At 72.9% G+C, this 12,931-nt stretch carries 16 protein-coding genes; 10 read left to right on the top strand and 6 right to left on the bottom strand.

Translation table 11 applies throughout. The features are described from left to right. Positions 1–64 precede the first annotated feature (64 nt). From ABT034_RS03345 to ABT034_RS03335, 3 genes are all read left to right on the top strand, one after another. On the top strand, positions 65–538 hold the full coding sequence (locus ABT034_RS03345) for an RrF2 family transcriptional regulator (RefSeq protein WP_351210739.1): 474 nt from the start codon (positions 65–67) through the stop codon (positions 536–538). A gap of 68 nt (positions 539–606) precedes the next feature. After that, the gene (locus ABT034_RS03340; protein ID WP_351210737.1) at positions 607–1,050 is read left to right on the top strand and encodes a RidA family protein; all 444 of its coding nucleotides are present in this window, start codon (positions 607–609) and stop codon (positions 1,048–1,050) included. 92 nt (positions 1,051–1,142) lie between these two features. After that, positions 1,143–1,547 (top strand): hypothetical protein, encoded by a 405-nt coding sequence (locus ABT034_RS03335; protein WP_351210735.1) that lies wholly within the window; start codon positions 1,143–1,145, stop codon positions 1,545–1,547. Here the strand turns inward: ABT034_RS03335 and ABT034_RS03330 are convergent. Continuing rightward, positions 1,505–2,077, bottom strand: a complete 573-nt coding sequence (locus tag ABT034_RS03330; protein WP_351210733.1) for a hypothetical protein — start codon at positions 2,075–2,077, stop codon at positions 1,505–1,507. The genes ABT034_RS03335 and ABT034_RS03330 overlap by 43 nt on opposite strands. 248 nt (positions 2,078–2,325) lie before the next feature. On the opposite strand from ABT034_RS03330, the gene ABT034_RS03325 reads away from it, so the two are divergent. Both ABT034_RS03325 and ABT034_RS03320 read left to right on the top strand, forming a co-directional pair. After that, a complete protein-coding gene (locus tag ABT034_RS03325; protein WP_351210731.1) occupies positions 2,326–3,312 on the top strand; it encodes an ATP-binding cassette domain-containing protein in 987 nt (328 codons plus the stop codon). Then, on the top strand, positions 3,309–4,175 hold the full coding sequence (locus tag ABT034_RS03320) for an ABC transporter permease (RefSeq protein ID WP_351210729.1): 867 nt from the start codon (positions 3,309–3,311) through the stop codon (positions 4,173–4,175). Before ABT034_RS03325 ends, ABT034_RS03320 begins: the two co-directional genes overlap by 4 nt. Here the strand turns inward: ABT034_RS03320 and ABT034_RS03315 are convergent, their stop codons facing one another. The 3 genes from ABT034_RS03315 to ABT034_RS03305 all read right to left on the bottom strand — a co-directional run bounded on the left by ABT034_RS03315 (position 4,176) and on the right by ABT034_RS03305 (position 6,331). After that, entirely contained in the window at positions 4,176–4,547 is a 372-nt protein-coding gene (locus ABT034_RS03315; RefSeq protein WP_351210727.1) for a VOC family protein, read from the bottom strand. It lies immediately after the preceding gene. Positions 4,548–4,614: 67 nt separating this feature from the next. Continuing rightward, positions 4,615–5,238 (bottom strand): FMN reductase, encoded by a 624-nt coding sequence (locus tag ABT034_RS03310; protein ID WP_351210725.1) that lies wholly within the window; start codon positions 5,236–5,238, stop codon positions 4,615–4,617. A 4-nt stretch (positions 5,239–5,242) separates the two neighbouring features. Beyond that, positions 5,243–6,331 carry an LLM class flavin-dependent oxidoreductase gene (locus ABT034_RS03305; RefSeq protein WP_351211382.1) on the bottom strand — a complete coding sequence of 363 codons (1,089 nt, stop codon included), beginning with the start codon at positions 6,329–6,331 and terminating at the stop codon, positions 5,243–5,245. Positions 6,332–6,521: 190 nt separating this feature from the next. Between ABT034_RS03305 and cbiE the strand changes: the two genes are divergently transcribed. Continuing rightward, a complete protein-coding gene (gene cbiE / locus ABT034_RS03300; RefSeq protein ID WP_351210723.1) occupies positions 6,522–7,748 on the top strand; it encodes a precorrin-6y C5,15-methyltransferase (decarboxylating) subunit CbiE in 1,227 nt (408 codons plus the stop codon). After that, a complete protein-coding gene (gene cobM / locus ABT034_RS03295; RefSeq protein ID WP_351210721.1) occupies positions 7,745–8,494 on the top strand; it encodes a precorrin-4 C(11)-methyltransferase in 750 nt (249 codons plus the stop codon). The genes cbiE and cobM overlap by 4 nt, the downstream gene beginning before the upstream one ends. An 82-nt stretch (positions 8,495–8,576) precedes the next feature. Here cobM and ABT034_RS35285 read toward each other — a convergent pair whose 3' ends face one another. Next, entirely contained in the window at positions 8,577–8,651 is a 75-nt protein-coding gene (locus ABT034_RS35285) for a 50S ribosomal protein bL37 (RefSeq protein ID WP_383431233.1), read from the bottom strand. 91 nt (positions 8,652–8,742) lie between these two features. On the opposite strand from ABT034_RS35285, the gene ABT034_RS03290 reads away from it, so the two are divergent. After that, positions 8,743–9,408: a hypothetical protein gene (locus ABT034_RS03290; protein WP_351210719.1), complete on the top strand. Its 666-nt coding sequence runs from the start codon at positions 8,743–8,745 to the stop codon at positions 9,406–9,408. Here the strand turns inward: ABT034_RS03290 and ABT034_RS03285 are convergent. Continuing rightward, positions 9,405–10,535 (bottom strand): cobalt-precorrin-5B (C(1))-methyltransferase, encoded by a 1,131-nt coding sequence (locus ABT034_RS03285; RefSeq protein WP_351210717.1) that lies wholly within the window; start codon positions 10,533–10,535, stop codon positions 9,405–9,407. The genes ABT034_RS03290 and ABT034_RS03285 overlap by 4 nt on opposite strands. A gap of 12 nt (positions 10,536–10,547) precedes the next feature. Here ABT034_RS03285 and ABT034_RS03280 point away from each other — a divergent pair, with 12 nt between their 5' ends. Beyond that, positions 10,548–11,273 carry a cobalt-precorrin-6A reductase gene (locus tag ABT034_RS03280; RefSeq protein ID WP_351210715.1) on the top strand — a complete coding sequence of 242 codons (726 nt, stop codon included), beginning with the start codon at positions 10,548–10,550 and terminating at the stop codon, positions 11,271–11,273. Between the two features lie 97 nt (positions 11,274–11,370). Next, complete coding sequence (locus tag ABT034_RS03275) at positions 11,371–12,927, top strand: serine hydrolase (RefSeq protein WP_351210713.1); 1,557 nt, start codon at positions 11,371–11,373, stop codon at positions 12,925–12,927. Positions 12,928–12,931 lie beyond the last annotated feature (4 nt).

Raw genomic sequence — 12,931 nt, 5'->3', positions numbered from 1 at the left:
TGCCGGTCGGAAGGTTTCCCGTTGCCGTGGCTATTCTGGATATGTAGAGTCCAGGATTGTGAAGATGAGCGACGGCGTGGAGTGGGCGCTGCACAGCTGCCTGAACCTGGCCTGGATCGGGCCCGAGCGGGCGGTCACCGCCGCACGACTCGCGGCCTACCACGAGCTGCCCCCCGCCTACCTCAACAAGCAGCTCCAGGCGCTCGCCCGCGCCGGGATCGTCGCCTCGGTCTCCGGGCCCAAGGGCGGATTCCGGCTCGCGCGCGCCCTGGACCGGATCACGCTGATGGATGTCGTCGCCGCCGTCGAAGGCCCCGACGAGGCCTTCCGCTGCACCGAGATCCGGCAGCAGGGGCCCGGGGCGGGGCCCCCGGGGTCGTACGCCGCCGAGTGCGCCATCGCCGGAGCCATGGGGCGGGCCGAACTGGCCTGGCGGCGGGAGCTCATGGCCCAGACCCTGGACGACGTCCGGGAACGGGCCGAACTCCAGGCGCCGACCGCACCGGACCGGCTCCGCCACTGGTTCGCCCAGGCTTGACCCCGCCGACCCGGCCGCCCGCCGACGCCGGCCACCCTCTCCGTACACCCCGGAAGGAACGATCAGCCATGACCGCGCAGAGCACTTCCACCACCTCCCCCGCCCCCGCCGACCAGCGGGTCATCACCAACCCCGGCACCCTCCACGACCCCACCCCCTTCGGCTACAGCCACGCCGTCTCCGCGCCCGGCGAACTCGTCTTCATCGGCGGCCAGTACGCCTCCGACGCCACCGGCGCCCCCGTCCCCGGCGACTTCGCCGCGCAGGTCGAGCTGTCCCTGACGAACCTGCGGCACGCCCTGGAAGGCGTCGGTCTGGGCCTGGAGAACGTCGTGCGCCTCGGGTCGTACGTCGTCGAGCACGACCTGGCCAAGCTGGAGGTCCTCGGCAAGGCCCTGCACGCCCACTTCGGCGAGCGGCTGCCCGCCCAGACCCTCAGCGGGGTCGCGGCGCTCGCCCTGCCCGGGATGCTCTTCGAGATCGACGCCGTCGCCGTACGGCCGGCCGGCTGACCACGCCTGATCCACTTGCGGGGCGCCGGGCTCGGGTGTGCCCTTGAGGGTGCGGGAAGCAGCAGGGGGGCGAGACCGAAGGAGCTCCTGCCATGGCCGCACACGCAGCGGTACCTGCCCGGCGCCAGTTCAGCACGCACGGCTGGGGCTTCCCGGTCACGGTCGGTGTCCTGTACGGCCTCTACGCGTCGACCGTGGCGCGCCACGGGGGCGACACCACCCTGGGGCAGTTGTGGCTCGGCCTCGTCTCGGCCGTGGTCCTCGCCGTCGGGATCCACACGCTCCACCGCTACGGCCGCGCCCTGCCCCGTGAGCTGCGGGCGGTCGCCTGGGGCTCGCTCACGGGCATCGCGGTCGGTTTCCTCTTCAGCCTGTCCGGCGCCAGCGTCCTGTCGTCGAGCGGTCTCGGCCTCGCCGCGGCCGGGGTGAACGCGGCCGCCGCGTACTACGCCTTCTACACCCACGAGGACGCGGCCGGCCGTCCCGCGCCGTACTGACGGCGCCCACGGCCCCCGCGCCCCTCGGCGTGGCGCCGCCGCCGGTAGTAGGCGACCGCCACGGCGGCGAGCAGTACCGGCCAGGCGGCGAGCGGTGCGTAGCAGGCGATGAGCAGGGCGTCCTGGGCCGGCGTGGCCGGGACGCCCGGGCCGAGGCCCGCGTACGAGGCGTACACGCCCCAGGCCGCGATGGCGCACAGCCCCGCCACCCCGGCGAGGGCCGCGCCCGTCGCGGCGGCCGGGTTCACCCGGCGGCCGCCGAGGAACGGCATCCACCGCGGGAAGACCTCGCCCCAGGAGCGGACGAGCCCCAGGGTGAGGAGGGCGAGCAGCTCGGAGACCACGCTCAGGGAGATGATGTACACGGTCTCGCCGGCGCTCAGCACGCCGAGTTCGGCGTCGTGCGTGACGGGGAGACCGGCGACGAGCGCGAGACGCCACAGGCCGGACGGCAGGGTGACCAGCGGGACGGCGTGGGCGGCGAGGGCGGCCCAGCGGGGTACGTCGGGGAGGGCGTTGATTCTCATCATGCGGCCAGCCTCCCGCCGGGCCCCGGCCCCGGGCGTCGCCCCGGCGGCCGGTCCGTCTCCGCCGGGCGGGGGAGGGCGGGTCCGCCCTCGGGCGACCCTCTCCGGCGGCTCCCTCTCCGGCGGCTCCCCGTCCGGCGGCTCCCTCTCCGGTGGCCCCCTCCCGTTCACGCCGCTCTGGCGATCCGCGCACGGGTGACGGAGACTGGCAGGAGTGTGCTCCCGGACCCCGACCCCGGAGGGGAAACGGCATGACCGACCTCGCCATCGAGACCGAGGGCCTGGTCAAGGTCTTCGGCACGAACCGCGCTGTCGACGGCATCGACCTGCGCGTCCCCGCCGGGACCGTCTACGGCGTCCTCGGGCCCAACGGCGCGGGCAAGACCACCGCCGTCAAGATGCTCGCCACCCTGCTCCGCCCCGACGGCGGCTCGGCCCGCGTCTTCGGCAAGGACGTCGTCAAGGACGCCGACACCGTACGCGGCCGGGTCAGCCTCACCGGCCAGTACGCCTCCGTCGACGAGGACCTGACCGGCACCGAGAACCTGGTCCTGCTCGGCCGGCTGCTCGGCCACACCAGGGCCGCCGCCCGCGAGCGCTCCGCGCAGCTGCTCGCCGCGTTCGGGCTGGCCGACGCCGCCGACCGGCAGGTCAAGAACTACTCGGGCGGCATGCGGCGCCGTATCGACATCGCCGCGTCCATCCTCAACACCCCCGACCTGCTCTTCCTCGACGAGCCGACGACCGGCCTCGACCCGCGCAGCCGCAACCAGGTCTGGGACATCGTCCGGGCCGTGGTCGCCCAGGGCACCACCGTCCTGCTGACCACCCAGTACCTGGACGAGGCGGACCAGCTGGCCTCCCGTATCGCCGTCATCGACCACGGGAAGGTCATCGCGGAGGGCACCAAGGGCGAACTGAAGGCCTCCGTCGGCTCGGGCTCCGTGCACGTACGGCTCCGGGACCCCGAGCAGCGACCGGAGGCCGAGCGGGTCCTCCAGGGCGCCCTCAAGGCGGCCGTCACGCTCGAACCGGACCCGGTCGCGCTCACCGCCACCGTCAACGGCCACGGCACGGACCTCGGCGCCGCCGAACAGGCCGCGCGGGCCCTGGCGGAGCTGGCGCGGGCCGGGATCACCGTCGACAACTTCGCGCTCGGCCAGCCCAGCCTCGACGAGGTGTTCCTGGCACTGACGGACAGGGCGGACAGGACGGACAGGAAGGGAGCGGGGGCATGACCACCGTCTCGACCAGCAAGGACACGCAGACGGCCGACGCCCTCGAGTTCGAGGCCCCACGGGCGGAGGAACTGGCCGCGCTCCTCGTCGGACAGTCACGCCCGCCGCGTCCCAGCGCGCTCTCCGCCTCGCTGACCTTCGGCTGGCGGGCCATGCTCAAGATCAAGCACGTGCCGGAGCAGCTGTTCGACGTGACGGCGTTCCCGATCATGATGGTGCTGATGTACACGTACCTCTTCGGGGGCGCGCTGGCCGGCTCGGTCTCGGAGTACATCCAGTTCCTGCTGCCGGGCATTCTCGTGATGAGCGTCGTGATGATCACGATGTACACGGGGATCTCGGTCAACACCGACATCGAGAAGGGTGTCTTCGACCGCTTCCGCACGCTGCCGATCTGGCGGCCGGCGCCGATGGTCGGCTATCTCCTCGGCGATGTCGTGCGCTATCTGATCGCCTCGGCCGTGATGCTGACGGTCGGCATGATCATCGGGTACCGGCCGGACGGCGGGGTGGTCGGTGTCCTGCTCGGCGTCGCGCTGCTGATCGTGTTCTCGTTCGCGTTCTCGTGGATCTGGACCATGTTCGGGCTGATGCTGCGCAGCGAGAAGTCCGTCATGGGCGTCAGCATGATGGTGATCTTCCCGCTGACGTTCCTGTCCAACGTCTTCGTCGACCCGAGGACCATGCCGGGCTGGCTCCAGGCCTTCGTCAACAACAGCCCGGTGACCCATCTGGCGACGGCCGTACGCGAGTTGATGGCCGGAAACTGGCCGGCGGCGGACATCGCCTGGACGCTCGGCTGGTCGGCGTTGCTGATCGTCGTCTTCGGCGCGGTGACGATGAGGCTCTACAACCGCAAGTAGTCACCGGCCTCGCGGAGTCGTCTGCTGGACCGCCCAGCGGTTGCCGTCCGGGTCGGCGAAGTAGACGAACGACCCCCATGGCTGGTCGTCGATCTCGGTGACCTCGACGCCCCGGGCGGTGAGTTCGCGGTGGGCCTCCTCGATGTCGGTGACGACGACCTGCATGTTGTCGAGGGAGCCGGGGGCCATCTCCGTGATGCCCTTGCCGAAGGCGATCGAGCAGGCCGAGCCGGGCGGGGTCATCTGCACGAAGCGGATGTCGTCGCTGACCGGGACGTCGTGGTCGGCGTGGAACCCCACCCGCTCGTAGAAGGCCTTGGCCCGGTCGATGTCGGTGACGGGCACGCCGATCAGTTCCAGCTTGATGTCCATGAGGGCATCATGCGCCCGGCGGCGTCCGGGCGCACGGCGTGTCCTGGAGAAGCGACCGTCGATCCGGTCAGTCGAGGCGCAGGTCGGCCAGTTGGCGTTCGAACGGGATGATCTCGTCCTCGTCGGCCCGCCCGCGCGGACGGGCCGCGACCATGTCCGCGAACTCGCGTCCCGCCCGGTTGATCCGGGACGGCAATCCATCCGTGTATGCGTCCCCGCCCGAGCCCCAGTCCTCCGAGGCCGCGTAGACGGCGGTCGGCGCGACGAGGGCCCGCAGGTAGGCGAAGAGCGGACGCAGGGCGTGGTCCAGGACGAGGGAGTGGCGGGCGGTGCCGCCCGTCGCCCCGACGAGGACCGGGGTGCCGGTCAGCGCGGCCGGGTCGATCAGGTCGAAGAACGACTTGAACAGACCGCTGTACGAGGCCGTGAACACCGGGGTCACGGCGATGACCCCGTCGGCGCCCGTCACCGCGTCGATCGCGTCCTCCAGCTTCTCCGAGGGGAAGCCGGTGACGAGGTTCTTCGCGATGTCGACGGCCAGGTCCCGCAGTTCGACGACCTGGACGTCGACCGCGTACTCCTGCTCGGCGAGCCGGTACCGGGCGGCCTGGACGAGCCGGTCGGTGAGCAGCCGGGTGGAGGAGGGGGAGCTGAGCCCGGCGGAGACCGCGACCAGCTTCAGCGTCTGCATGGCGTCATGCCTCCTGGGTCGTGCCGGTACGGGTGACGGCGGGGTGGAGCGGGGCGGTGTCCGGTACGCCGGCGGGGCGGAGGTTCGCGAACTCCTTGCGCAGGACCGGGACGACCTCCTCGCCGAGGAGGTCGAGCTGTTCGAGGACCGTCTTGAGGGGCAGGCCCGCGTGGTCGACGAGGAACAGCTGCCGCTGGTAGTCGCCCACGTAGTCGCGGAAGGACAGGGTGCGCTCGATGACCTCCTGCGGCGAGCCGACGGTCAGCGGGGTCTCCCGGGAGAACTCCTCAAGGCTGGGACCGTGGCCGTAGACGGGTGCGTTGTCGAAGTACGGGCGGAAGTCCCGTACGGCGTCCTGCGAGTTCTTGCGCATGAACACCTGGCCGCCGAGGCCGACGATCGCCTGCTCGGGGGTGCCGTGGCCGTAGTGGGCGTACCGCTGGCGGTAGAGGCGGACCATCTTCTCGGTGTGCTGCTTGGGCCAGAAGATGTGGTTCGCGAAGAAGCCGTCGCCGTAGTAGGCGGCCTGCTCCGCGATCTCCGGGGAGCGGATGGAGCCGTGCCAGACGAAGGGCGGGACGCCGTCGAGCGGGCGCGGGGTGGAGGTGAAGCCCTGGAGGGCGCTGCGGAACTTGCCCTCCCAGTCGACGACGTCCTCCCTCCACAGCTTGTGGAGGAGCGCGTAGTGCTCGATGGCGAGCGGGATGCCCTGCCGGATGTCCTGCCCGAACCACGGGTAGACCGGGCCGGTGTTGCCCCGGCCCATCATCAGGTCCACGCGGCCGTCGGCGAGGTGCTGGAGGGTCGCGTAGTCCTCGGCGATCTTCACCGGGTCGTTGGTGGTGATGAGGGTCGTGGAGGTGGAGAGGATCAGGTTCTCGGTGCGGGCGGCGATGTGCCCGAGGAGGGTGGTGGGGGAGGAGGGGACGAACGGCGGGTTGTGGTGCTCGCCGGTCGCGAAGACGTCGAGCCCGACCTCCTCGGCCTTGAGCGCGATGGCGACGGTGTTCTTGATCCGCTCGTGCTCGGTGGGGGTGCGGCCGGTGGTGGGGTCGGTCGTCACGTCGCCGACGGTGAAGATCCCGAACTGCATCGTGCTCACCTCTCGCGTTCCTGTCGCCCCGCCTGCTTCCCGGGGCCTGATGGTTGAATCTTAAACCATCACGTCCAACGGTGCGACCCCCTGACGTATTCCGGACCTCCCGCGGGCCCCCGGAGACCTCCCGCGGGCCTCCCGCGGACCTCCTGCGGGCCTCCCGTCGGCCTCACGTAAAGTCGCCGACGTGAACGGTGCGATAGCGGTCGTCGGAATCGGCGCGGACGGCTGGGACGGGCTCCCCGAGACCTCCCGCCGGGTCCTCGGCGCCGCCGACGTCCTCATCGGCGGCCCCCGCCAGCTCGACCTGCTCCCCGGCGAGGCCTGCCCCGGCGAGCGGATCACCTGGCCGTCGCCGCTCCGCCCCGCCGTCCCCGGACTGCTCGCCGCCCACCAGGGCCGGACGATCGCCGTCCTCGCCAGCGGCGACCCGTCCTTCTACGGCATCGGCCGCACCCTCGCCGAGACCGTCGGCGCCGACCGCCTCCGCGTCCACCCGCACCCGTCCTCCGTCTCGTACGCCTGCGCCCGCCTCGGCTGGCCCCTGGAGAGCACGGAGACCGTCTCCCTCGTCGCCCGGCCCCTCGCCGCCCTCGCCGCCGCACTCCACCCCGGGCGCCGGCTCCTCGTCCTCGGCGAGGGCCCCGGGACACCCGCCGACGTCGCCGCGTACCTCCGCGCGACCGGCTGGGGCGGCACCCGCGTCCGCGTCCTCGAACAGCTCGGCGGCGACCGCGAGCGGATCCTCGACGCGACCGCCGCCGACTGGCCCTTCGAGCGGACCGACGCCCTCCACGTCCTCGCCCTCGACTGCGTACGCGACCCGGACGCCCTGCGACTCGGCGCCGTACCCGGACTGCCGGACGAGGCGTACGAGCACGACGGGCAGCTCACCAAGCGGTACGTGCGCGCCGCCACGCTCGCCGCCCTCGCCCCCGCCCCCGGCGAACTCCTCTGGGACATCGGCGGCGGCTCCGGCTCCATCGGCGTCGAATGGATGCGGACCCACCGCTCCTGCCGGGCGATCACGGTCGAGAAGTCCCCGGAGCGGGCCGCCCGCATCGGACGCAACGCCGACGCCCTCGGGGTGCCGGGGCTCCGCGTGGTCACGGGACCCGCCCCCGAGGCCCTGGCCGGCCTGCCCACGCCCGACGCGGTCTTCATCGGCGGCGGCCTCACCGCCCCCGGCCTCCTCGACGCCTGCTGGGACGCGCTCCCCGCCGGCGGCCGGCTCGTCGCCAACACCGTGACCCTCGAGTCCGAGGCGCTGCTCGCCGAGCGCCACCGCCGCCACGGCGGCGAACTGGTGCGGCTCGCCGTCGCCACCGCCGTCCCCGTCGGCGGCTTCACCGGCTGGCGCCAGGCGATGCCGGTCACGCAGTGGTCCGTCACCAGAGCAGGAGAACGAGCATGACCGTCTACTTCATCGGCGCGGGCCCGGGCGCGGCCGACCTGATCACCCTGCGCGGGGCGCGGACGCTCGCGGCCTGCGGGGTCTGCCTGTACGCCGGTTCGCTCGTCCCGACGGAACTCCTCGCCGAGTGCGGGCCGGACACGCGCCTGGTCGACACGGCGAACCTCGACCTGGACCGGATCGTCGCCGAGATCGCCGCCGCCCACGAGGCGGGCCAGGACGTGGCGCGTCTCCACTCCGGAGACCCGTCCGTCTTCAGCGCGATGGCGGAGCAGATGCGGCGGCTCGACGCGCTCGGCATCCCGTACGAGGTCGTGCCCGGCGTCCCGGCGTTCGCGGCGGCGGCGGCCGCGCTGAAGCGGGAACTGACCGTCCCGACGGTCGGCCAGACGGTGATCCTCACCCGGATCGCGCAGCAGGCCACGCCCATGCCGGAGGGCGAGGACCTCGCGACCCTGGGCCGCAGCGGCGCGCTGCTCGTCCTCCACCTGGCCGCGCGCTACGTCGACCGGCTCGTCGCCGAACTCGTCCCCCACTACGGCGCCGACTGCCCGGCCGCGGTGGTGGCGATGGCCAGTCGGCCCGACGAGCTCGTGCTGCGGGGCACGCTCGACGACATCGCGGCCCAGACGAAGGCGGCGGGCATCACGAAGACGGCCGTGATCCTCGTCGGCCGCACGCTCGCGGCGTCGGAGTTCCGGGACAGCCACCTGTACGACCCGGCGCGGGACCGGCACGTCTGCTGAGCGGCCCGAGAGCGGAACGCGGCGGGGCCCCGGGAGTCGATCCGTTCCCGGGGCCCCGCCGCGTCGCACGTCCTACTACGGCCTACGCGTTCGGCCGCTTGCCGTGGTTGGCGCTCTTCTTCTTCCGCGCCCGACGCTTGTTGCCTCGCTTCGCCATGGGACTCCCTCTCGCTCGCGGGGTGTGCCCTCGCAAGCCTAGGTTCGGGGAGGGAGGGCCGCATGTCGGTGGCACGGTCTTGAATGGGCCCGTGACCGTCTACGACGTGGCCCGGGCGCTGCCGGGCATCGAGGAACTGCGGGACCACTGCCGGGGCCTTGCGATGGTGGAGGCGATCGTGTGCCCCGAGTGGGGGGACCGGTACTACTCCTTCGCGAAGGAGGTGGCGCTGATGCGGGACGGGCAGGGGGACGAGTACACGATCGTCTTCTCCCCGGCGGGAGCCCTCGTCCACGGCTTCGCCCACGAGGCGCCGATGAGCCCCTGGGCCCGCATGGACGTCCCGGAGGTGTGGCCGGGCGTCCTCGACGGCGTGCCGGAGGTCTTCCGGCCGTACGTCCCGGAGGAGGAGCAGGGCGAGTCGCCGGCCGTCACCGCGTGCCTCTGGCGTGAGACGACCGATCCGGTCTGGCGGACGGGCACGATCGACTTCCCCGCCGAGGGCGACGGCGAGCCGGACGGCTCCGACACCCTCTTCGAGCTGCTCCTCGACCGCTCGGCGGAGGCGTACGCGGAGTGGGCGACGGACTACTACGAGACCTCGCTCGACCTGGAAGCCGTACGTCACGTCCTCGCCCTGCGCCCCCTCACGCCCGAGATCGTCGCCGCCCTCAACCCGGACGTGGAGCTCGCCGACCTGGCCGAGACCATCGCGGAAACCGGCTACCCGGTCATGGGAGTGAAGCTGCCGGCTTAGGCCCGGGCCCCCGGTCCCGCCACCGCCGACCGCCCCACCACCGCCCCCGCCCGGTCGATGCAGATGACGTCCACCGACACCGGCGCGCCCCGCAGGACCGCCAGGGACTCGTCTCGGGCGCGGGCTGCTACCAGGTCGCCGAGGGGGACTCCGGCGGCCTCGCAGAGGCGGAGGGCGGCGAGGCCCGTGTTCGCGGTGGTGATCTCCGCCGCCAGGGCCTCCGAGGCGCCTCCCGTGCGCGCCAGGTCCGCGAGGAACGCCTTGTCGACCTGCGAGCGGGCCGAGTGGAGGTCCAGATGGCCCGCCGCCAGCTTCGACAGCTTCGCGAAGCCGCCGCAGATCGTGAGGCGGTCGACCGGGTGGCGGCGGATGTACTTGAGGACCGCGCCCGCGAAGTCGCCCATGTCGAGGAGCGCGATCTCCGGCAGGTCGTAGAGCCCGCCGACCGTGCGCTCGGATGTGGAACCCGTACACCCCGCGACATGCGTGAGACCGCCCGCGCGGGCCACGTCCACGCCCCGGCGGATGGAGTCGATCCACGCCGAGCACGAGTACGGGACGACGACCCCCGTCGTCCCCAGGATCGACAGGCCGCCCAGGATCCCGATCCGGGGGTTCCAGGTGGAGCGGGCGATCTCGGCGCCGTTGTCGACGGAGACGGTGATCTCGACGTCCCCGCCGCCGCCGTGCCGGGCCGCGACCTCGGCGACGTGCTCGCGCATCAGCTGCCTCGGCACCGGGTTGATCGCCGGCTCGCCCACGTCGAGCGGCAGCCCCGGCAGGGTGACCGTGCCGACGCCCTCGCCCGCCCGGAAGACCACGCCCGAGCCCGCCGGCAGGAGCCGTACCGTCGCCCGGATCACCGCCCCGTGCGTGACGTCCGGGTCGTCGCCCGCGTCCTTGACCACGGCCGCCATGGCCGTACCCGACCCGAGCGACTCCGCCGTCAGCGCGAACGACGGCGTCTGCCCCTTCGGCAGCGTGATCGTCACCGGATCCGGGAAATCGCCGGTCAGGAGCGCCGTGTACGCGGCCGTCGTCGCCGCCGTCGCGCAGGCACCCGTCGTCCAGCCCGGGCGGAGACCGGTGTGCTTGAGTTGGGCCTCACGCCCGCCGCCTGAAGTCACGAAGAGGCTCCTGTGCACATACTCATTCTCGGGGGGACCACCGAGGCCCGCGCCCTGGCGGGCCTGCTCCACACCGACGTGCGGGTGACCAGCTCGCTCGCCGGGCGGGTGGCGAGTCCCCGGCTGCCGGCCGGCGAGGTCCGGATCGGCGGGTTCGGCGGGGTCGAGGGGCTCGTGGAGTGGATCGGCGGGCACGCCGTGGACGCGGTCATCGACGCCACGCATCCCTTCGCCGAGCGGATCAGCTTCAACGCGGCCCGGGCGGCCGCCACCGCCCATGTTCCCCTGCTGGCGCTGCGCCGCCCCGGCTGGGTCCCGGTCGAGGGCGACGACTGGCGTGAGGTGCCCTCCCTCGAGGCGGCGGCCGGGGCCCTCGACGGCCTCGGCGACCGGGTGTTCCTGACGACCGGCCGCATGGGCCTCGCGGCCTTCGCGGACCGCCCGCAGTGGTTCCTCGTCCGCTCGGTCGACGCCCCGGAGCCCCCGATGCCCGCCCGCGCCGAAGTCCTGCTCGACCGGGGGCCGTTCACCCTTGACGGGGAGCGTGAGCTGCTGCGCCGCCACCGCATCGACGTCCTCGTGACGAAGGACAGCGGGGGCGCGGCGACCGCCCCGAAGCTGACGGCGGCCCGCGAGGCGGGCATCCCGGTCGTCGTGGTCCGCCGACCGCCGGTCCCGGAGGGCGTGCCGGTGGCGGCGACGGCGGAGGAGGCCGCGGCCTGGGCGCGGTCGCGGTAGAAGGCTCTCCCGGACCTGTTCCTCACGGGTTCCGGACCGGTTCCTCACTCGTTTCCCTCCGCGCGACAGCCGATTCCCCCCGGCGTTCAATGGAGGAATGGGAACCGTCCGATGGCTTGCCACGGCGGGGCTCGCGGCGCTGGTGTTGGGCGCCGCTCCGAGCCCCTCGCCCACCCCGACGCCCGAACCGCCCCCGGCGCAGCCGCCGCCCGTCCTCGACCGGGCGGACGTGGACCGGGCCGTCGGCCGCCTCGACGCCGATGTCACGGCGATGATGAAACGCACCGGGCTCCCCGGGGCGTCCGTCGCCGTCGTGTACGACGACAAGGTCGTCGCCCTCAAGGGCTACGGGGTACGTGAGGTGGGCAAGGCCACCAAGGTCGACGCCGACACCGTCTTCCAGCTGGCCTCGGTGTCGAAGCCGATCGCCTCCACCGTCGTCTCGGCGGCCGTCGGCGTCGAGGGCTGGCAGAAGCCCGTCGCCCCCGAACTGCCCGAGTTCCGGCTGAAGGACCCGTGGGTGACCTCCCATGTGACGGTCGCCGACCTGTTCTCGCACCGCAGCGGCCTGCCCGACCACGCGGGCGACCTCCTGGAGGACCTCGGCTACGACCAGGAGTACATCCTGTCCCACCTGCGGTACGAGCCCCTGGCACCGTTCCGCGCGAGCTACGCGTACACCAACTTCGGTCTGACGGCGGCGGCCGAGGCCGTCGCCGCGGAGAAGGGCGTGCCGTGGGAGAAGCTCGCCGAGGACATGCTCTACAAGCCCGCCGGCATGAACGACACCAGCTCCCGCTTCCAGGACTTCGCCTCGAACGCCGACCGGGCCGTCGGCCACGTGAAGGAGGCCGACGGGACCTGGAAGCCGTCCGTACGCGACCCGGACGCCCAGTCCCCGGCGGGCGGCGTCAGCTCCTCGGCCCGTGACATGTCGACCTGGCTGCGGCTCCAGCTCGCGAACGGCACCCTCGGCGGAAAGCGGATCGTCGCCGAGGACGCCCTCGACCTCACCCACCACCCCGAGAGCGTCGCCTCGCCCGCGCACGCGCCGGCGGGCCGGACCGGTTTCTACGGGCTCGGCTGGAACGTGTCGTACGACGACGAGGGGCGGCTGCGGCTCTCGCACACCGGCGCGTTCGCGCTCGGCGCCCACACCAACGTGACGATGCTGCCGGGCGAACGGCTCGGGATCGTCGTCCTCACCAACGGGGCGCCGGTCGGCGTCGCGGACGCCGTCGCCCTCGGCTTCTTCGACACCGTGCAGGACGGCCGGCCGAGCCGCGACTGGGTGCCGCTCGTCGACGCGGTCTACCAGCAGCAGGCGGACGCCGACCGGTCGCAGACGGACTATGCGAAGCGGCCCGCCGACGCCGCCCCCGCGAAGGCCGCCGACGCCTACACCGGCACGTACACCAGCGACTACTTCGGCAGGCTCACGGTGGCCGAGGAGGGCGGCGGCCTGGTCCTGCGCCTGGGGCCGGAGCCCCAGACGTACCGGCTCACGCACTACGAAGGCGACACGTTCAGCTTCCCGACCCGCGGCGAGAACGCCGTCGGCCCCACCGGCGTCACGTTCTCCCCGGACGGGAAGACCGTCCGCGTCGAGTACCTGGACCAGGAGGGCCTGGGCACCTTCACCCGAAGCCGCTGAGCAC

Source organism: Streptomyces sp. NPDC002773 (genome assembly GCF_040295605.1).
Taxonomy (GTDB): Bacteria; Actinomycetota; Actinomycetes; order Streptomycetales; family Streptomycetaceae; genus Streptomyces.
The sequence above is the reverse complement of the archived record's forward strand: the minus strand, read 5'-3'. Positions and strand labels throughout refer to the sequence as shown.